This window comes from Alteromonas ponticola (genome assembly GCF_012911815.1).
Taxonomy (GTDB): domain Bacteria; phylum Pseudomonadota; class Gammaproteobacteria; order Enterobacterales; family Alteromonadaceae; genus Alteromonas; species Alteromonas ponticola.
Genome location: NZ_JAATNW010000008.1, coordinates 1 through 20,629, shown reverse-complemented (window position 1 = coordinate 20,629; position 20,629 = coordinate 1). Strand labels below are relative to the sequence as shown.

The window sequence follows — 20,629 nt, the reverse complement described above, 5'->3', positions numbered from 1 at the left end:
AACAAATGGATTTTGACTCATCCTTTTTGATGCTGTTAACTCAGATTATGCTTGAATGTGGTATAATCGATTCAAATTTTGCGTAGCTGTAGACAGCAGCCGCACTTGTATCAAGTAGTTAACGAGAGCTTGCTTTGGAAGATTTATTGAAACCTATCCAAGAATTTTTGGGTTGCGAAACTCCTAAAGAATGGATTGAAGAAGCTACAAAAACAGAAAACTTACCAACTGTTTTATTAGACCACCTAGTATGTGAGTTAAAGGCAGGACAACAAGCAATGTACTTGATTCGCAAGTATGCTGTTGATAAAGAAAGTGGTGATGCATTGTTAAAGTGGCTTGAACCGTTTGAGCGATTAATTTACAAGAAGGAAGGTGATTGGCGAGAACTGGCTGATAAGAATAAATTATCAAAATCAGTATTACCTAAATCTGACTCACCTTACGGACAAGAACTTATTGATAAAATGGTACTTTTGATTAAAGAAGAGTTGCATCACTTTTATCAAGTATTGGAAATCATGGATGAGTACGATATTGAATACAGAAGTATCACACCTGCTCGATATGCAAAAGGGTTGATTCGTAATGTTAAAACCTATGAACCAGATATTTTAATCGATAAGCTCATTATTGGTGCTTATATCGAAGCACGTTCATGTGAGCGCTTTGCAGCTCTTGCCCCTCATGTCGATAAACGTCTTAGTGATTTTTATATTTCGCTTTTGAGGAGCGAAGCACGTCACTATCAAGACTATATAACATTAGCCAAGCAAATAGCAGGTGATGCTAATGAAGAAAAGGTTGAGGAACGAATTAAGTTTTTTGGTGAAATTGAAGCGAAGTTAATCAATTCGCCCGATAGTGACTTTAAATTTCATAGTGGTCGTCCAGCAAGCTGAACATGTTGAATCTTGGAACTAAAAGTAGACACTCCTATTTTATCATTGAGATGATTAATATAAAGATGAATGGAGTTTAATAATTGAGACATTATTATAAAGATGGATGGAATTTAGAAACTATCCATGAATTAAATTTACTACAAATTAATTTAAAGTATGTGGGTTTCGATAAAGTGAAATTATATTTTTAACTTAGCTTTTGATTTTATTAGATGTAACTTGTTATATATATAGCTAATTGATAGGGAAATGTATGAATAAAATAATAAAAAACTTTACTATAAAAAAACTTTATGGTGAAAGGGATGTTTCGATTGATTTTTCAGAAAATATTAAAGTTTTAGTCGCTGAGAATGGCTACGGTAAAACTACTGTTCTGAATGCTTTGTTTGGTATTCTGTCAGGTGATATACATAAATTACGAGATATAGAGTTCGACAAAATATGTGTAGAGTTCTCTGATGACGAGAAGTTTGAAATTAAAAGTTCTGAATTTAGCATATCTTATGACTCGTTTACTAAAAACGGTATTTACGATTACTTAAAAAGAAAAGTGGGTGAACCTAAAACCCTTAGACTTATAGAGCATTATCTAACGTCACCCAACAAAGTTTTTCTAAGAAGCTCAATCCTTAATAGTGTTTCAAAAAGAGCTGAGATGCCAGGGCGTCATATACATTCTATGTTATCTGATATGTCAAACGTTGAGGGCGAAGGTTTTAAAGATCTTGTTGAAGGCAAAGAAAAGCTAAAACGTATAAGAGAAAAATTTGGTTTAAATATCGTATATTTACCTACATACCGTAGGGTAGAACAGGACTTTGAAGAGTTGTCTGCTAATGAAAGTGTTGATATTTCAAATGAACACTCGATCAACTTTGGGATGAAAGACGTTAGTCAAAGGTTTGAAGAAATCACGGAGGAAATAAAATCTTCCTCTGTTCAATGGTTTTCAAAGGTTAATGGCGAAATGTTAAGCCAACTGGTCGAAGGGTTTAAAGTTGATGATGAAACAAAAAACAATATTGACGCTGAAGCTTTGAAAATTGTATTGGATAGAATTGGCAATAATATTCAACAGTCATACAAAAAAGAAATTATCAGACTTGTAGATTCTGGAGAGATATTTTCAGGCCATGACCCACTTGTATATTTTATATCTAATTTGGTTAAAGTTTACGGTGAGCAGAAAAGTAATGACAAAGCCATTCAAGAGTTTAGTGAAGTTTGTAATCGTTATTTAGTTGATAAAAAAATTGATTACAATGAAAGTGATGTGACTATAGATATTGTCAGAAGAAAGAATGGGAAATCTGTAGATATAGAAAACCTATCATCAGGTGAGAAGCAAATCATTTCACTATTTGCTCGGTTATATCTAAAAAGAGAAGACAACTTAGCTATATTTTTTGATGAGCCAGAATTGTCCCTTTCAATTGAGTGGCAGAAGACACTCTTGCCAGATATCTTAAATTCAGGTAAGTGCTCGTTTTTGTTTACAACTACACATTCACCTTTTATTTTTGAAAATGAATTAGCTCAATATACTGTTGATTTAGGACACTACATAAAGGAATTATAATGGATCGAGTTTCAACTATGCAGAAGCATGGGAGCTCGTATTCAGTAAAACTATTAGAGTTCTCAAGAATTTATTCTAAAAATAAAGACAATTTAATTTGCTTGTTTGAAGGACAAGATGAAAAATATTATTCAAACAGAGTTGATATTCATATTGGAAAGGGAAATTGGCAAGGTATTAATTCGGGCGGAAGAAAAGTTGTAATAGAGCTTTATGATGCAATTAGTGGGCATCCACTTTACAAACACGCTAACTATTGCTGCTTTATAGATCATGATTTTCAGGATTGGTATGAAAACCCTGATAACGATCGAATTTATGTAACGAGCGGTTATTCAATTGAAAACTACTATGTATCTGAGTCAGTATTTAAAGATATTTTATCTTCTGAATTCAATATAACTGAGTTTAATGAGCATAGTGCTGAGTACGCTAAGTGCATTCAAGCATTTAATGCGAGATTAGAAGAGTTTAATAGCTGTGTATTGCCTTTTAATTGTTGGGCAAAAGCTCATCGATTAATGGAATATCGCAAACAAGCACCAAAAACACTTAACATTCAAAATATCAAAATTGATGATCTTGTAACTATTTCACTTGATAAGGTTGAAAAAGTTTATAATGACTCACCTGAAAACTTATTCAAAGACTATGAGGCGCTCTCTCTATGTCCAACGGCTTTGAAAGATGCACAGGACTACTTCAATAAGAAGAATTTAACGTTAAGTATGAGAGGGAAGCAACAGCTTGAGTTTCTGAGAAAGTTTTTAATGAATCTCAAAGTGGATAGGGGAAAAAAAGCTCCTTCATTTTTTAGTGCCAAGGGAAAGGTTATTTTAAGCTTAACCAAGGACAACTGTATTTCTGAATTATCTCAGTATGCGGAAACACCAGAATGTCTGACCGAATTTCTTACTAAAGTCAGCGAACGAATGGCAGCTTAGATGATTGAATTAGGTTAACCTATAGGTTAGCCTTTTTTATATAATGCAATATGGACACATGATGTTTTTGTAAATTGAAAGCCGCCCAGTCTGCAATGTATCTTATTCGCAAGTATGCGGTAGACATGGAAAGCGGGGAAGCCTTATTGGCCTGGTTTTGGAGACTTTACCTATTGAAAAATTGGTGATTGGCGTCAACTCGCCAGTCATCAAAAACTCAATGTTCCCAAAATCAGGGGCACCATATAGTCAAGATTTAATTGATAAAATGGTTTTGGTGATAAAAGAGGAGTTGCATCACTTTTATCAAGTTTTGGAAATTATGCATGAATATGGCATTGAATATGAGTCCATAGGTTCCAGTCGCTATGCTCGTGGAATGTTGCGTGAAGTTCGCACGTACGAACCTCAAGCTTTGATCGATAAATTGATATGTGGTGCATACATAGAGGCTCGTTCATGTGAATGATTTGCGAAATTAGCTCCCTACGTGGATAAGCGGTTAGGTGATTTTTACATCTCATTGCTTCGCTCGGAAGCTCGTCACTATCAGGATTACCTGAAGCTAGCCGAGGAAATTGCAGGTCATGATATTTCAGAGCGTATAAAGCACTTTGGAAGCGTCGAAGCTGGCTTGATTTCGTCGCCAGATAAAGATTTTAAGTTTCATAGTGGACTTTCTGGTATAAGGTACTGAATAAATGATCACAGAGCTAAATAAAGCCAATATCAATATGATATTGGTTTTACTCGATTAACTATAAAAATTATCAAATATTTAATAGATTAGAATCTAATTGAACAAAAGAGTTGAAAGTTCCATTTCTTTCTTTTCATATTTTCGTTTAACGACAGTATAAATTTCATTAAGCATTTTATCGTATTTATAGCATCCATCATAAATCCACGTGTTCTTAATCCAATCAATATTTTCAACATCTGATAAACTTACGCTCTCGCTTTTTTCGTTATTTTTTAAATTTAACGCAGACTTAAAAGCATCATTTTCAATTCGTGCTGAAGCTAGTTCTTCGTCCTCAGTGAGATTCGATTGAGGAAAATATTTAAGAGAAATATTTCGATAAAAACTCATGACGTTATTCTTGAAGTGCCCCTCTGCTTTTGCTACGTCGAGTGTCAAACCTACACCAAGGGGAGTGGGCGTAAATCCATCGAAAAATAAACTTAAAAAAGCTTTAAAATTTTGTTCCTCCAAAGCTTTCCCTGTTTTAGTCGTCAATTCTTGCAACCGAGGTAGAATCCATTCCTTTTCAACTTTTTCGGTATTTAATTCAAACGTATATCTTAGTACGTTGTCTGCGATTCGATTTGTAGAAATGTTATCTAAAATCTTCATTAAATCTAGCGATTCTGATTTCGCTAAAAATTTTGCTGTAAAATACTCTTGAAATGACCTATGAGAAAAAGTAAAAATATTCCCATCTCTCTGAATAATGCACACTGATTTCAGTAAATCATTAAAAAATTTTCTAGCGTCGATTTCAAAATCTTCTATTTCTATTGCTTTTGAAATGTATCCTATTATTTCATTGTAAGTGAAGCTCAGCTTTTTGTCGGTATAAGTAATTATGCAGAATGCAGAAAAAATGTTTTTGAAGTCATCAATGGGCAATGATGTGTATGACTTCCTTTTGTATAGAGATTTTAATGCATCGTGCTTATGAAAGAGCGTATCAAACGCTTGCTCGTAAAATATGTGTATTTTTTCTGGAATTTCAGCTAACTGCTCGTACGTAAGAAGCATCATAGTAAGAAGTAAAGGATTCGATATAAAATCAACGTGCTCATTGTACAAGCCTGACTTTAATTCATTAATGAACTTATCCTTTACAGTAACATCATAGTCAATACGCGAAACCAGGTCGATTGCTTGTTCTCTGGTTAGTTTCTGAGTTCGATAGATAAAGAACTCATCCCAAGAGTTGAAGTTATCATCAGGTCTACTACTAACTATAATGACTGAATTCGTATACTTGTTCGATATTTCTAGGATTTCTCTTTCATAAACTTCCTTTTTTTCAAAATCTATTTCATCAAATCCATCAAATAACAGTGCTACTTTTCCTAATTTTAAAGCATAATGCAGCTGCTCTTTTGTGAGACCTTCATCAAGTGCAGACAATGAATTGTATATATAGTCAAAAATACTAAGGTGATTATCAGGCTGAATTAGTAGCCTTAATTCAACGAGAATTGGTATAAATTCAGACTTATTTTCTACCAAATTACAAAAAATTTTCTTCAATAAAACTGATTTTCCAGACCCCGCTGTGCCTACTACTACATTTTTACGATTTTTATTAAATGTCTCAAATATTTCCGTGCCGGATATCTTCTTTTTGTCTAAAGCCAAATCCGTGTACACGTAATGTTCTTTCAAGCTTACTGGACGATCTCTATATAATAGAGTTTTAATTTTTGAGTATCTTTCATGAGATCTTCTCAAATATTTGCTAAAGCAAAATTCGAATATAACAAGTGCTTTATTGTATTGCTCGGTTCCTTTCTCTAGAGTTTTATTTAAAACTTTTGCTGCCAAATCTTTGGTTAGGCTAGTTATAATGCTCTCAAGTCCCATTAACTTCACTTCACAATTCGTTCTATTAAACCTAATTTAATCACGCTTCTGTAAAAATATCTAAAATTTCATATTTTTCATACGCCTAATCTTCGTGTGCAAACATTCCGTTTTTAATTTTAACACCAAGAAACTAGCAAACGGTTTTAGGTTATAATGTTTGTGCAATGTTTACTTTAGTGAGCTTAAGGCCGCACAGACCGCTTTGATGTTGATCCGCAGATATGCGGTTGATGAAGTTAACGCTGCAGAATTACTGGCTTGGCTAAAGCCCTACGAAGACTATGTGTATCGCCAGGTAGGTGATGGCAATTTTGAGGGCAAACACAGCGGCTTAAAAAAGATGATTTCGGCTAATGGTGTGCATAGCTTTGGTGATGATCTGGTAGAAAAAATGGTGCTGTTGATAAAAGAAGAACTGCATCACTTTCAACAAGTTCTCGAAATAATGCAATCTCGTGGGATCGCCTATGCAAATGTGTCTGCTGGCCGCTATGCAAGAGGAATGCGGCATGTCAGAACTTACGAGCCCCAGGCATTAATTGATAAACTGATATGTGGTGCCTACATCGAAGCGCGCAGTTGTGAACGCTTTGCCAGGATTGCGCCTTATTTGGATAACGAACTGCAGAAGTTTTACATTTCGTTATTACGTTCAGAGGCACGTCACTTTGAAGATTACCTGGCGCTTGCAAGGCAGGTTGCTAATGAAGATATCTCTGCACGTGTATACTATTTCGGGGAAGTTGAAGCCGCCCTGATAAGCACCCCGGATACCGACTTCAAGTTCCATAGCGGCAATCCGATTGAGGAAGCTGCTACGGCAATGAGCTAAGCCGTTATGAATATGGCTAGCATGTAATATATGGCCGTAATTTTTCCGTGCTTATTTCGCTACCGTTGAGTGCTCGGTTACGGCAGCAGCGAAGTCACGGCGCTCTAATTCCACTGCACCGCGTGATACTTTCAGAATACTGCCTTGATCATACCAATCTCCCAGCACCACACGGGTTGCAGGTTTGCCGTTAACTTCCAATGTATGGATGTTAGGGCGATGCGTATGGCCGTGAATTAACCGCTGGACCTGGTACTTTTCCATTACCTTGACCACTTCCTGAGGGGTCACATCCATGATTTCAGTGGTAAGTCGCTGTTGTTTAAGCTGGCTCTTTTTACGCCCGTCTTCAGCGATTCTGCGTCTGAGCCACAGAGGAAGCGAAAGCATCAGCTTCGGCCACCACCATCCCCGTGATTTTCGGCGAAACTTCTGATATTCCACATCCAGGGTGCATAATTCGTCACCGTGGGTCAGTAGGGTTTTATGCCCGTACAAATCAACCACAAACTGTTCTGGCAACAGTGTCATCCCGGCTTTATTTGTCCAACCTTCACGAATGGCAAAATCACGGTTGCCATGAATAAAATAAACGGGGGTATGCTGACTGAGTTTTTTAAACGCCGCAGCAATGGTTTCATTAAAAGGTGTGACGTTATCGTCACCAATCCATACATCAAACAAATCACCCAGCACGTAAAGAGCGTCAGCCTGAGGCGCCTCAGTTGACAAAAATTGCAGCAGACATTGGGTGATGTCCGGATAAGCTTCACTTAAATGAAGATCAGAAATAAAGTAAGTAAATTTCATGGGTATGAACATAAAAAGAGGGGCGAGCGCCCCTCAACACTGAGCCATTGTTCTTATTCGTCGTTGATGGTGACTTTCTCGATAATCACAGGCTTGATAGGTACATCCTGGTGGAACCCGCTATTTTCTGTACCTACGGTGCGGATTTCGTCAACTACATCCATGCCTTCAGACACTTCAGCAAATACACAATAGCCCCAGCCGTTCATCGATTCGCTGGAAAAATTTAAGAAGTCGTTATTTTTCACATTAATGAAAAATTGTGCCGTGGCCGAGTGCGGATCGTTGGTCCGCGCCATCGCCAATGTGCCGCGGTTGTTGGACAATCCGTTGTTGGCTTCATTTTTGATCGGGTCGTTGGTCGATTTTTGCTGCATGTCAGCGGTAAAGCCGCCGCCCTGGATCATAAAGTTGTCGATGACACGGTGAAATATTGTGTCGTCGTAGAAACCTTCACGTGCGTACTTAAGAAAATTTTCTACTGTTTTGGGGGCTTTATCTTTAAACAGTGTGATGGTGATATCACCGTAGTTTGTTTCCAACGTAACCATTGATGGACCTGCCATTGTAGCTAAAAATCTTATGTTAGCTTAAAAGTGCAGCGAGTTAAATTCTAAGAACATAAATTGCGTATTTAATTGTGACCTCAATTAAAGACAGTGATAGACTTCAACGCAATTTAATTTATCAGGAAAATCACCATGCTACACCTATACGACACCTTATCCCGAGAGAAAAAGCGTTTCGAACCGCTGCAAGAAGGGAAGGTAGGTTTGTATGTGTGTGGTATCACCGTTTATGACGTGTGTCACATGGGGCATGGCAGAACCTATCTCAGTTTCGACGTCCTGGTGCGCTATCTTCGCCATCTGGGTTATACGGTGAATTATGTCCGAAACATCACTGATGTGGACGACAAAATTATTAAAAGAGCGGCTGAGGAAGGTATTTCGCCTTCAGACTTAACCGCAAGAACCATTGCAATGATGCATGAAGATTTTGCTTCCATTAATCTTTTAGAACCTAACACCGAACCAACTGTAACCGGCCACATGCCAGAGATTATCGACATTATTAAAACTTTGGTCGATAAGGGATATGCCTACCAGGCGAAAAACGGTGATGTGTTGTTTGATGTGAGTAAATACGAGCAATATGGCGCATTAAGCAAACAAAACCTGGAGCAGCTGCAATCCGGTGCGCGCGTTCAGGTGGTGGAAGATAAAGATGATCCGCTGGACTTCGTGCTATGGAAATCGGCTAAGCCTAACGAAATTTTCTGGACGTCGCCTTGGGGGGACGGACGCCCAGGGTGGCATATTGAATGTTCTGCGATGAATTCGAAGCATCTGGGGCATCATTTTGATATCCACGGCGGCGGGGCAGATTTGATTTTCCCTCATCATGAAAATGAAATTGCCCAGTCGTGCTGTGCGTATGACACTCAGTACGTTAACTTCTGGATGCATGGCGGCATGGTGCAGGTTAACGACGAGAAAATGTCCAAGTCGTTAGGTAACTTCTTCACCCTGCGGGACGTGGTAAAACTGCACGATCCAGAAACGGTTCGTTTCTTCTTACTTACCGCACACTATCGAAGCCAGCTAAATTATGACGACGAAAGTATTCATCAGGCACGCGCCTCACTAGAGCGACTTTACACTGCGTTGAGAGGGATAACGCCAGCAAGCGACGTTGAATTAAGCTACGGGGGCTATTTGCCACGTTTTGAAAAGGCCATGAACGATGATCTTAATGTGCCAGAAGCGATGGCGGTATTGTTTGATGTGGCGCGCGAGCTGAATAAGCAAAAGACTGACCAAGCCGAAGCAGCAAAGCTGGCCGGTGTACTGGTTGGTTTGGGCGCAATTCTGGGTATTTTGCAATCTGCGCCTGATCAGTTTTTACAGGCAGGTAGTGAGGACGATGTTGCTGAAATCGAGGCCTTGATAAAACAACGTAATGATGCCAGAGCAAGCAAGGATTGGGCGGCTGCGGATGCGGCACGTGACGCCCTAACCGCAAAAGGAATTGTACTGGAAGATGGGCCAGAAGGGACTATCTGGCGACGTCAGTAAGTTTTATCAACGCTTAACTATGGACAAAATAAATACAGTGGAGAGGTAACACAGGATGATACGTTTTTACTTTTCACTGCTTTTGCTGGTAAGCGCCTATGTTGACGCAAAACATATAACAATCAATGTGGGTACTTATCAGGACCATCAGGCCGCGATTAAACAAGCGACAACGAACGATAAATGCCCAACGTTGAGCGAGGTCGATCTTGGTGAGAATCAAGTATTGACCGAATACCTGATATTCTGTAACGCGCTCAAGTATTCCGATAACACCTACGAAATTTTGCTGTCTTCCTATCCGAATAATGGCCGCATGTTAAATGATGTGCAGGATAAACTTATTGATGCGACCGCTATCGGCATTTGGCGAAACGAAGTTGAAATTGATAAATTGGCGATTTCACCGGCACTATTTCGCAGCAACGAATTTGAAAAAGGCCTGTATTCGACCAAAGAAGTCCTTGACCACATAAGCCAATTTCAAGCGCTCAAAAGCGCCGTCACCCTGGTTAACCAAAATTGGTACCACGACTGGGAAATTCTTGAATGTGCGGGCATAAAATTAATGCACGTGGGATTTTACGAGCAGATGTTTAATATGATCAAAATTGGCCGGGGACAATTCGTGCCCATTACCTTTGGTCCTGAAACTAATCTGGAAAGAAATCAGTTTGGTATTTCCCTGTATCCGTTCCCTAACTATAAGATGGTCTTTCGCGACTCAACCCATTTTGTTATCAATACTGAGAACAAAATAGGTGAGATACTGCTGGCTGACCTGCAGTCAGGGCTGAGAAAATTAAGGGACAAAGGCGCTATTGTTGATGCCTACCATCGGATTGGCATCATTAACTCAGCGGTAAAAGACTGGCAACCAATTCAATGCGTCACAAGCGTTGCCACTTTTTGATTAATAAATTTTATTTAGGTGGCCCAGGCATCGCCTGTTCTTTTTTCACCAGTTCTGACTTCCAACGTTGCTGAGCGACATGAGATTTTACCAGCTCAAGGCACTCGTTAATTATCATTAACACCTCTTTATCCAGCTCATCTGCGGTAGGCGTGTATTCTTCCAGACCGGCGTTAATAAAGCCGTCGACGCGGTCAGCATCAATGTCTGATAGTAAATTAACCAGCGACTGCGTGACAATATCGGTGACGGCACTTTCCAGTGTTTTTTCGATGGTTTTACCCACCACCGGGAAATAAGTCAGGGTACTGACCTGCGAATTGTTTTTGACCGCTTTACCCACGCTTCTGCTCACATGCTGGCGAATGGCTTCGCCGTTCTGGCCGTGGTGAATCGTTTGCCCTAAATGATTAAGCACCCCTGCCAGCCATTGGGTTAACACCGGACGGCGCGGTGCCAGCACTTGCTTGCCAATGTCTTCAACTAACGGCGAGCCAGCGGCTATGTCTTTTTGTGCATCGGTTAATACTTTAACCACGATGCGGTCTGAGAGCTCTTCTACAAATACATCATAATAGAAGGTGAAAAAGCGAAAAATAGCCGTTTGATTTAAATCGATAATTTCGAATTTGTGTAGACGGTGCAGGATAGAGAAAATGCGTAGAAAACGGAAAATGCGGGTTGCTCCTAACGGGATCAAGCCCACCAAATCGTACCAGTGCAGAAATGGATAAAAATACCAGCGCAGATGTTCTTTGCGTATTATCGAGACAATCCAGCGAAAGCAAAACTCTACGAAGAAAATACTGATAAATACTAAATCCACCAGAATGAAATTGCGGTGGATGGGAGCGTAAGCAGCAGCGAAGCCCGGCGTGAGATTTTCCAGTTGCTGATTGACGAATTCGGTTCCGTACAAGCCGTCAAACAGCAGCCATATCAGGTTGATAGTTAACAACCCGAGCATGACAAAATCGAGGATAAACCAAGGTGTCTCGTGACTATTGCGTAAATTTGCCCAGTTTATCCTTAACATTGTGCTCCTAGCTTACATTTTTTAAGCGTGTCACATCTACATGTAAGGTCAGTTTCTGCCCGGGTTGCAGATAGCGACTTTTCTGCAAATCGTTCCACTTGCGAATGTCGTTTACTTTAATATTAAATTTGGACGCAATACGCGAGAGCGAGTCACCTTTACGCACAGTATAGGTAAGTTTCTTCATGATGGCATCGCTTTGACTGCCATTGTCATCCAGCCATATCGCAAGTGACATACCTGGACGCAATGTGTCTATAGGCGCCATCCCATTCCATTTTGCCAGCTTTTGCGTACTGACTTTGTATTTGCGACCAATATCCCATAAGGTATCACCTGATTGCACCGTGTAAGTGAATTTACGATCGGCACGCTTGCGGTTTTGGGTTGATGCCAGGCGCTGCTCTTTAGAAAGGGTGTACGCTGACAGTTCTTTTAACGCTACGGGAACCAACAAATGCTCACCAGCACGAATAGTGTTGGATGATAAATTGTTTACCTTTTTAATAATCTTCGCGGTGGTGTGATATTGATGCGCCAGTTTAAGTAAGCTGTCACCGCTACGCACCTGATGACGTACCCAGTTTAGGCGTTCATTCTGGTCAAGCTCGCTGAGTCGGTCGGCAAAACCTTCAGCAATTTCCAGCGGCAGCACGAGATAGTGTGGCCCTTCAGGATCGGTTGCCCAACGATTAAATCCCGGATTGAGGGCCTGCAATGCTTCCAAATCCATTTCGGCCAAATCGGCGGCGAAGGCTAAATCCACTTGCGAATTGATGTCTACCACATCAATCACTGCCACATTTTCAACCTCTGGCCAGGCAAAATCGTAGTCATCCTGCTTTTTTAGAATGTCGGCCAATGCCAGTAATTTGGGTACGTAAGCACGGGTTTCACGAGGTAAATCCAACGACCAGAAATCGGTAGGTTTTCCTGCCTTGGCATTACGCTTGATGGCACGTTTTACCCTGCCTTCTCCACTGTTATATGCGGCTAGTGCATGTAACCAGTTTCCATCAAACAGGTTGTGTAAATAATCCAGGTAATCTAACGCACCCTGGGTTGACGCAATGACATCGCGGCGGCCGTCATACCACCACGACTGATGGATACCAAATCGTTTTGCTGTACTGGGAATAAATTGCCACATACCAGCCGCTCTGCCGTGACTATACGCAAACGGGTCAAAGGCACTTTCTACAATTGGCAGCAGGGCCAGTTCCAACGGCATATTACGGTTTTCAATTTCCTGTGTGATAAAATACAGAAAAGGGCGCGCACGATTGGTGACTCTGGACATATATTCGGGGTGCTTCAGGTACCAGTTACGCTGCACCTTGACGCGGTTGTTTTCGGGGATGTCGAATGAAAGCTGATTACCAATACGATCCCAGACATTGGTGATAACCACGTTTTCTTCATCGTCAGACTTGGGCTTTTTATCCGTCTTGATTTCCAGCGCAATTTCTTCCTGAGGATGGATTACCTCAATGACGCCTTCTTTTGCCACTTCGCAGTCAGCTTCTTCTGAAATAGTAGTATTGGCTACTTCACAGGCGGCTCTTTGACCTTTTTTATCCTGATTGATTGGATGGGTTTCCACTACTTCTGTCGACGCGCACGCTCCCAATAACAGGGTCGAGACCAGCGCAGAAAGTAGGGTGAACTTGCTTTTCAACATGACAATAACGCCCCGTACGGATACTGCAGAGGCGCTATTGTACGTATTACGGCCAAAAATTGCATCAAAACTTATCTTTCCACGAACGAAGTGCTGCAAAGACAGCTACATCGTCGCGCAATTTGTGTTCGCTTTTTGCTTGCGCTGCGGACCTCACCTCTTCATGCTGACAACGTAAAAAAGGATTTACTGCCTTTTGTGTTGCAATATCAGAGGGTAAGGTAACATTATTTTGATCGCGCTGCTGTCTGGCCCAGATTTCGTAATCCCGCAATACCGTGTTATTGGGTTCCACTTCTCTGGCAAACTTGATATTTGCCAGTGTATATTCGTGCGCACAATATACTTTGGTATTATCGGGTAAACGTTTTAATTTACTCAAAGAGTGCGCCATTTGTTCTGACGAACCTTCAAACAGTCGGCCGCAGCCAGCGGCAAACAGAGTGTCGCCGCAAAAGATCGCGCCGTGGCCGTAGAATGCGATGTGATCGAGGGTATGTCCGGGTATTTCCATCACCGTGAACTCACAGTTGATAACGGGTAAATGTACTGTATCGCCTTGAGTGACGCTTTTAGTAATACCACGAATATGGTTTCCCCGTGGACCGATAACCGGAATAGCGGGACGAGTCGAGGTAAGCCGGGTAATACCTCCCGTGTGATCGTGATGATGATGGGTAATTAAAATTGCTGCCAGCTTCAGGTTTTGTTGTTTCAAAAAGCGTAAAACCGGCTCTGCATCCCCAGGATCAACTATCACAGCGTCTACATTATTATGCAAACACCAGATATAGTTGTCCGTAAAAGCGGGAATAGCCGTTACACTGACATCGTCTGGTAAAGTTAAAAGTGAAGTGGACATAAGTCCCCCGCTTGAGAAAACCAAATTATACGATACTATAGAAACTTGATAGCCCTTGTGCAATAGAATGGATCAGCCACTATTTTAATGAAATCTGCTTTTCAAAAGCGAGAGCCTCGCTATCCTGAAGGATGGGATTTACTTCCGGCAGGGGACATGATCAGGCAAGCGGTTCAGGATGTCTGCGACGATTACAGTCAACGGATCTTCGGTTATCATTTTGTGAAGCTGGGCAACTTAAGCGCACAAATTAAACTGGCAAAGTGTCCGATTTCCCATCAGATTAATCAGACGCCAAAGCCACACCCCTGGTCTGGCGTAGTGGGCTATTCTCACGAGCTACCTTACTCTGAAAACAGTGTCGATGGTTTTTTACTGGCTAACGAGTTGGATTTTGCTCAGGATCCACACCAGATTCTGCGCGAAGTAGACCGTGTTATTACCCAGAGCGGATATGTCATCATCAGCGGTTTTAACCCGCTTAGTCTCACCGGAGTGGGAAAGTATCTGCCCTTAAATCGCGGTAATATTCTGCATGACGCCCGATTTTTCACCAGTTCGCGCATTAAGGACTGGTTACAGCTGTTGGGGTTTGAAATAATCGAACAGCGACAGGTGTTGTTTTCCATGTTGTTTTTCAATTATAAAACGCCGCATCCTTCTAAATTACAGAAATGGCTGAGCACTCATTGCCCATGGTGTAGTTCGGTATACATTATTCTGGCTAAAAAACGCGTGTATCCCATGACGACAATCAGGCCCAAATGGAAGCTTCAGCCACAATTTAATCCGGTTGGCGCCAGCATGCGCGAAGGAACCTTCTCATCGCTCAGTCGGTCCGATAAATAATATTGCCGGTATGAATACGTTTTCACTTAAATTTCTTTTTTTACATGGTAAAATTTTCACGTGCTTAAATTAATGTAATAGGGTAGGAAAAGCGATTGCGTTGCTTCACCAATCTTAAGGGACTACTACTATTAACAGGGATGATAATCTTAACCGGCTGTGCGGGCCGCGATTATCAAAAAAACTATGAACTTGCTCAATATTGTACGGATAAGTTTGAGAAAAATGGCCGTTCCTATGTTGGGCCTGGATATCGTTATGGTTACGATATAGGCTCAGTGCAGTCAAATTGCATCAACAGAATGGGAATAAAGCAGTTCTATCAACTGATTTATCTACCACAAGGGACACAACAAGTTTCCATTTGGTCACATCCCAACCTTTCACTTAATGTAAAAAGCTTTTTTCTTCCCCAGCTTCTGGTTTTAAAAGACGGTAAGTGGGTCGAAATACCATATAGTAAAGAAGTCAAAGGCAGTGCGTTTGCCACTAAAGTGTATTACATCTATCACTACGACTTACGTAATGTGGATGTCAGGAAGGTGGTGGTGACAACGTCGCCGAAAAATTACGGGCACTTGTTCGAGTACGAACATCTAAACAGCTATGATTTAACTACGATACACCGATATAAAATGCCCTTTGCTAAAGGGGCAAAAATCGATTTTTCTGCACTGCAGGAATGGCAGTTTGAAGATGCTGAGTCAGAAGAGGGTGACCAACAGGCTGCGAAGGCGGGTTAGCCGAAAGGACGGGCAGCTGATAGCGCATCAGCTACCCGATATATTATTTTACCCGCATACCCGGTTTGGCACCGTCGTGCGGCTCCAGGATGTATAAGTCCTTGCCACCTGGACCTGCTGCCAGAACCATTCCTTCAGACATACCAAAGCGCATTTTTCTGGGCGCCAGATTAGCCACCATCACAGTGTGCTTACCAATCAGATCTTCTGGTGCATACGCAGACTTAATTCCTGCAAACACCTGACGCGTCTCGCCGCCAAGGTCTAATTCCAGACGCAATAACTTGTCTGCTTTTTCTACATGCTCAGCATTGGCGATGCGGGCGATACGAAAATCAACTTTGGCAAAATCGTCAAAAGTGATTTCTTCACTGATAGGATCTCTTGCCAATGGGCTGTCCGGGTCCACTTTAGGTGCTGCCGTTGATTGCAGATTTTCTTTTGATGCTTCTACCATGGCGTCAATCTTTTCCTTTTCAACGCGCTGCATCAGCGCTTTAAATTTGTTAATCGGGTGACCGGTGAGTGCCACCTGAGAACCTTCCCAACTTAGTTTATCGTTTAAAAAGGCTTCTGCCTCAGCCGCTAATGCGGGTACGATGGGCTGCAGATAAGTGACCAGGACACGAAACAGATTAATACCTAACGAGCATACGTCGTGGGTAAACTGCTGTTTGCTTTCGTCTTTGATGGTTACCCATGGGGCATTAGCATCAATAAACTGATTGGCTTTATCTGCCAACGCCATGATTTCACGCACGGCCTGATGGTATTTGCGTTTTTCGTAATGCATCGCGATGCGATCGGCCGCCTGACTGAACTCAGCAAATAATTCTGGCTCCAGTAAGTTTTCAGATAATTTGCCGTCAAAGCGTTTGGTAATAAAGCTGGCACAACGACTGGCAATGTTAACCACTTTACCAACCAGATCCGCATTCACTTTTTGCGCAAAATCTTCAAAGTTCAAATCGATATCGGTGACACCGTCGCTAAGTTTTGATGCAAAATAATAGCGCAGGTATTCGGGATTTAAGTGCTCAAGATAGGTGCGACCTTTGATGAAGGTGCCGCGTGATTTTGACATTTTTGCGCCGTTCACGGTGACAAAACCATGAATATTCACACCGGTAGGCTTACGGTATCCGGCGCCTTCCAGCATGGCAGGCCAGAATAAACAATGGAAATAGGTGATATCTTTGCCAATAAAGTGGTATAGCTCAGTATCGTGGCCGGGGTTCCAAAAATCGTCAAACTCAAGATTGTGTTCGTTACAGTAGTGTTTGAACGACGCCATATAACCAACGGGGGCGTCAACCCACACATAGAAAAATTTATTTTCAGTGCCAGGGATTTCGAAGCCAAAATAAGGAGCATCACGGCTGATGTCCCACTGCTGCAAGCCAGCCTCAAACCACTCTTGCAGTTTGTTGGCCATTTCTTCCTGCAAAGCGCCAGAGCGGATCCAGGTTTTCAGCATGCCTTCAAATTGAGGCAAATCAAAAAAGTAATGCTCTGATTCTTTCAACACCGGAGTGGCACCGGAAACCACACTGCGCGGGTTGATCACTTCAGTTGGGCTATATGTTGCGCCGCAGACATCACAGCTGTCACCGTTTTGATCTTCTGCTTTACAGCTAGGGCAGGTGCCTTTTACGAAGCGGTCAGGTAAAAACATCGATTTTTCAGGATCAAACAGCTGATTGATAACACGTTTGCTGATATAACCTGCTTCGTCCAAACGCTTGTAGATCGTTTCGCACAATTCTTTATTTTCAGGCGAATGCGTTACGTAGTAATTGTCGTAGTGAACATGAAAATCTTTTAGATCCTGATGATGTTCTGCACGAGTTTGTTCCACCATTTGTTCAGGCGTGATCCCCAACTCCTGTGCTTTTAGCATCACAGGTGTGCCATGTGCATCGTCCGCACACACACTGTAGCATTCGTTTCCTTTCAGGCGTTGATAACGCACCCAGATATCAGTTTGGATATGCTCAAGAAGATGACCTAAATGGATTGAACCATTAGCATAGGGCAGGGCGCTGGTTACCAGAATGCGGCGCGGGTTTGCAACAGCACTGGATTGCGAAGTGTTTTCAGACATATGACAATAGCAAATAAATACATTAAAAATGGCTGCAAATACTAGCTGAAATACGCTGTTTTTGCATTACGTATTTTGCACTATTGGATAATTTGGCCGAAATTACTCCTATTGTGAAGGCGCGAAATATTGATTGGCTGGATAATGCCCTTATAATGAGCCCTCAATTTTATGCAGGAAGCCGCAATGCGTTTGTCAGACAGAGATATTTTCGAGTACCTACAGGCGGGAAAAATCGCCATTAAGCCAACACCTGATTATTCGCAAATCAGCGGTGTCACGGTTGATATTCGCCTGGGCAACAAGTTTCGTGTATTTGAGGATCACCAGGCCCCTTATATTGACCTAAGCGGGCCGAAAGCGCAGGTTGAGGAAGCACTGAACTCGGTTATGAGTGACGAAATTGAACTGGCGGAAGGCAAGGCCTTTTTCCTGCACCCCGGCGAATTAGCGCTGGCTATTACCTACGAATCTGTCACGTTACCTGACAATATTGTGGGCTGGCTCGACGGTCGCTCATCGTTGGCGCGCCTGGGCCTGATGGTACACGTAACTGCACATCGTATTGATCCTGGCTGGTCTGGCAATATCGTGCTGGAATTTTATAACAGCGGTAAGTTGCCATTAGCACTGCGTCCGATGATGAAAATTGGCGCGCTAAGTTTTGAGGTGCTGTCTAATCCGGCAGAAAAGCCGTACAACGCCCGGGTAGACGCTAAATATAAAGGCCAGGCTGGTGCTGATGCCAGCCGCATATCATCGGACGAACAAAAGTAATCTAACCGGAGTACAGGATGAGCAAAAGTAGTATTGTTGTCATTGCTCTATTGATTTCAATGGCTGTTGGTGGCGCGCTGCACTTAGGTCAACAGCCCATTGATATCGCCCTCACTGCCGGTATCACATTGTTTGTGGCCATATTATGGATAACCGAAGCGCTGCCTATTCCTGCCACTTCACTTATCCCGTTTGCTGCCTTTCCGTTAACTGGTGTACTGACCCATGGGGAAGCGGCCTCTTCACTAGGCAGTCATGTCATCATCTTATTGATGGGGGCATTTATGCTGTCAAAAGCGCTGGAAAAAGCCCATCTTCATCAGCGTTTTGCAGTATATATGTTACGACTGACGGGATCAGGTAGCCCGTTAAAACTGCTGTTGGGCTTTATGTTGACCACCGCGCTGCTAAGTATGTGGATCAGTAATACCGCCACCGTATTGATGATCTTGCCAATGGCCCTGGCCATAATTGAAGCGATGAAAAGCAAGCGTTTTGGCGTCATGCTCATTCTGGGTGTGGCTTACGCCGCCAGTGTCGGAGGTGTTGGCACACCGATCGGTACGCCCCCCAATATTATATTTATGAGTGTGTATGAGGAAACGCAAGGGGTTGAATACAGTTTCATCGACTGGATGAAAACTGGCATTCCCATCGTATTTTTCGCGCTGCCGCTGATGGCGATTTGGTTATCGCGCGGATTAACCGAAGTGGGCAAAATTGACTTGCCCGAACCGGGCACCTGGAGTAAAGCGGAAAAACGGGTGTTGATGGTATTTGGCACGGTGGCACTCGCCTGGGTACTACGCCCATTGTGGACCAAGTGGCTGGGGCTTACTACCGTAAGCGACAGCACTATTGCTATTGCGGGTGTGGTGGCAATGTTCGTTATTCACAATGGCGAAGGCAAGCAGGGCAGGCTACTGGACTGGAAAACGGCCAACGATATTCCGTGGGGTATGCTGCTGTTGTTTGCTGGCGGTATTTGTATCGCCAAAGCTTTCATTGCTTCGGGCCTTAGTGTGTTGATGGGAGAATGGTTAACCGGGCTTTCAACCTTGCCGTTACTGTTACTGATCCTGTCGATTTGTCTGTTTGTTACCTTTCTCACCGAGATTACCTCCAACACCGCTACCGCCACATTACTGATGCCGATTCTGGCCGCCGCTGCACTGGCGGTGAACGTTGACCCGAAATTGTTAATGATACCCGCCGCCATCAGTGCTAGCTGCGCGTTCATGCTACCGGTTGCAACGGCACCCAATGCCATCGCTTTTGCCACCGAAAAATTCGCCATTAAAACCATGGCGCGGGAAGGGGTCGTATTGAACCTGATTGTGGCAGGCGTCGTCACGCTGGTGTGTTATGTCACCCTGTAATAGGGTGAAAAATATAAGAATTGCTCAGCAAATAAGCGTTTGTCACAGTAATACAACGAATCTCGTTGCAATGTGATCAAAAATAAGTACACTTGTCCGCTCTTTCGGTCGGTGTGTAGCGCAGCCTGGTAGCGCACTGTCATGGGGTGTCAGGGGTCGGAGGTTCAAATCCTCTCACACCGACCAACTTCTCTTCTTGATTCCCGTAGCACATTCAGGCTCTAGGCTCTACCCCATAAACGGGGGATCAGCATTCATCTCAGGCTCTACCCCATCAACGGGGGATCAGCATTCATCTCACTCGATTAATGTGATACTCCTCCTACCTAAGAACGGCAAGGCTGCAATCTTCAACAAGTATGCTGTTAATAGCACCTCATCTAAGTTTGGTAAACTGTCAAAAAGGGCTCTACCTCATAAACGGGGGATCAGCATTCATCTCACTCGATTAATTACACCATCCCATCCACAATGGGTCATTACTCTTATTCTGTAATTTTCAAAATTTCTAAAACCATACGCTCTTCTCGAT

Annotated in this window: 16 protein-coding genes, 1 tRNA gene and 2 pseudogenes; 12 read left to right on the top strand and 7 right to left on the bottom strand. The window is 42.4% G+C overall.

Annotation, left to right across the window (positions count from 1 at the left end):
* Positions 1-134 precede the first annotated feature (134 nt).
* The 4 genes and pseudogenes from miaE (HCJ96_RS14665) to miaE (HCJ96_RS14650) all read left to right on the top strand — a co-directional run.
* Positions 135-902, top strand: coding sequence for a tRNA isopentenyl-2-thiomethyl-A-37 hydroxylase MiaE (miaE, locus tag HCJ96_RS14665; protein WP_169211834.1), 768 nt, complete (start codon positions 135-137; stop codon positions 900-902).
* Positions 903-1,158: 256 nt separating this feature from the next.
* Positions 1,159-2,487 (top strand): AAA family ATPase, encoded by a 1,329-nt coding sequence (locus tag HCJ96_RS14660; protein ID WP_211162847.1) that lies wholly within the window; start codon positions 1,159-1,161, stop codon positions 2,485-2,487.
* Complete coding sequence (locus HCJ96_RS14655) at positions 2,487-3,431, top strand: DUF4435 domain-containing protein (protein ID WP_169211833.1); 945 nt, start codon at positions 2,487-2,489, stop codon at positions 3,429-3,431. Before HCJ96_RS14660 ends, HCJ96_RS14655 begins: the two co-directional genes overlap by 1 nt.
* Before the next feature lie 68 nt (positions 3,432-3,499).
* Positions 3,500-4,128 (top strand): annotated as a pseudogene (gene miaE / locus HCJ96_RS14650) (tRNA isopentenyl-2-thiomethyl-A-37 hydroxylase MiaE); the annotation flags it as partial.
* A 96-nt stretch (positions 4,129-4,224) separates the two neighbouring features.
* Here miaE (HCJ96_RS14650) and HCJ96_RS14645 read toward each other — a convergent pair.
* Entirely contained in the window at positions 4,225-6,030 is a 1,806-nt protein-coding gene (locus tag HCJ96_RS14645; RefSeq protein ID WP_246261461.1) for an NACHT domain-containing protein, read from the bottom strand.
* 181 nt (positions 6,031-6,211) lie between these two features.
* Here HCJ96_RS14645 and miaE (HCJ96_RS14640) point away from each other — a divergent pair.
* Positions 6,212-6,865, top strand: a pseudogene (gene miaE, locus HCJ96_RS14640) (tRNA isopentenyl-2-thiomethyl-A-37 hydroxylase MiaE); the annotation flags it as partial.
* 51 nt (positions 6,866-6,916) lie between these two features.
* On the opposite strand, the gene lpxH reads toward miaE (HCJ96_RS14640), so the two are convergent.
* Positions 6,917-7,675 carry a UDP-2,3-diacylglucosamine diphosphatase gene (gene lpxH, locus HCJ96_RS14635; protein WP_169211830.1) on the bottom strand — a complete coding sequence of 253 codons (759 nt, stop codon included), beginning with the start codon at positions 7,673-7,675 and terminating at the stop codon, positions 6,917-6,919.
* A gap of 53 nt (positions 7,676-7,728) precedes the next feature.
* A complete protein-coding gene (locus tag HCJ96_RS14630; protein WP_169211931.1) occupies positions 7,729-8,226 on the bottom strand; it encodes a peptidylprolyl isomerase in 498 nt (165 codons plus the stop codon).
* A gap of 150 nt (positions 8,227-8,376) precedes the next feature.
* On the opposite strand from HCJ96_RS14630, the gene cysS reads away from it, so the two are divergent.
* Positions 8,377-9,753: a cysteine--tRNA ligase gene (gene cysS / locus HCJ96_RS14625; protein ID WP_169211829.1), complete on the top strand. Its 1,377-nt coding sequence runs from the start codon at positions 8,377-8,379 to the stop codon at positions 9,751-9,753.
* Positions 9,754-9,808: 55 nt separating this feature from the next.
* Positions 9,809-10,666 carry a hypothetical protein gene (locus tag HCJ96_RS14620; RefSeq protein ID WP_169211828.1) on the top strand — a complete coding sequence of 286 codons (858 nt, stop codon included), beginning with the start codon at positions 9,809-9,811 and terminating at the stop codon, positions 10,664-10,666.
* A gap of 10 nt (positions 10,667-10,676) precedes the next feature.
* Here the strand turns inward: HCJ96_RS14620 and HCJ96_RS14615 are convergent, their stop codons facing one another.
* From HCJ96_RS14615 to gloB, 3 genes are all read right to left on the bottom strand, one after another.
* Entirely contained in the window at positions 10,677-11,702 is a 1,026-nt protein-coding gene (locus HCJ96_RS14615) for an ion transporter (protein ID WP_169211827.1), read from the bottom strand.
* Positions 11,703-11,709: 7 nt separating this feature from the next.
* On the bottom strand, positions 11,710-13,383 hold the full coding sequence (locus tag HCJ96_RS14610) for a lytic transglycosylase (protein ID WP_169211826.1): 1,674 nt from the start codon (positions 13,381-13,383) through the stop codon (positions 11,710-11,712).
* Positions 13,384-13,447: 64 nt separating this feature from the next.
* Entirely contained in the window at positions 13,448-14,245 is a 798-nt protein-coding gene (gene gloB, locus HCJ96_RS14605; RefSeq protein WP_169211825.1) for a hydroxyacylglutathione hydrolase, read from the bottom strand.
* Between the two features lie 87 nt (positions 14,246-14,332).
* Between gloB and HCJ96_RS14600 the strand changes: the two genes are divergently transcribed.
* Both HCJ96_RS14600 and HCJ96_RS14595 read left to right on the top strand, forming a co-directional pair.
* Positions 14,333-15,094 (top strand): class I SAM-dependent methyltransferase, encoded by a 762-nt coding sequence (locus HCJ96_RS14600; RefSeq protein WP_169211824.1) that lies wholly within the window; start codon positions 14,333-14,335, stop codon positions 15,092-15,094.
* A gap of 140 nt (positions 15,095-15,234) precedes the next feature.
* A complete protein-coding gene (locus HCJ96_RS14595; RefSeq protein WP_169211823.1) occupies positions 15,235-15,837 on the top strand; it encodes a hypothetical protein in 603 nt (200 codons plus the stop codon).
* A gap of 43 nt (positions 15,838-15,880) precedes the next feature.
* On the opposite strand, the gene metG is transcribed toward HCJ96_RS14595, so the two are convergent.
* The gene (metG, locus tag HCJ96_RS14590) at positions 15,881-17,941 is read right to left on the bottom strand and encodes a methionine--tRNA ligase (RefSeq protein ID WP_169211822.1); all 2,061 of its coding nucleotides are present in this window, start codon (positions 17,939-17,941) and stop codon (positions 15,881-15,883) included.
* Between the two features lie 186 nt (positions 17,942-18,127).
* Between metG and dcd the strand changes: the two genes are divergently transcribed.
* From dcd to HCJ96_RS14575, 3 genes are all read left to right on the top strand, one after another.
* Positions 18,128-18,718: a dCTP deaminase gene (gene dcd / locus HCJ96_RS14585; protein ID WP_169211821.1), complete on the top strand. Its 591-nt coding sequence runs from the start codon at positions 18,128-18,130 to the stop codon at positions 18,716-18,718.
* Between the two features lie 17 nt (positions 18,719-18,735).
* The gene (locus HCJ96_RS14580; RefSeq protein ID WP_169211820.1) at positions 18,736-20,097 is read left to right on the top strand and encodes an SLC13 family permease; all 1,362 of its coding nucleotides are present in this window, start codon (positions 18,736-18,738) and stop codon (positions 20,095-20,097) included.
* A gap of 109 nt (positions 20,098-20,206) precedes the next feature.
* Positions 20,207-20,283: transfer RNA gene (locus HCJ96_RS14575), tRNA-Pro, on the top strand.
* Positions 20,284-20,629: the final 346 nt, after the last annotated feature.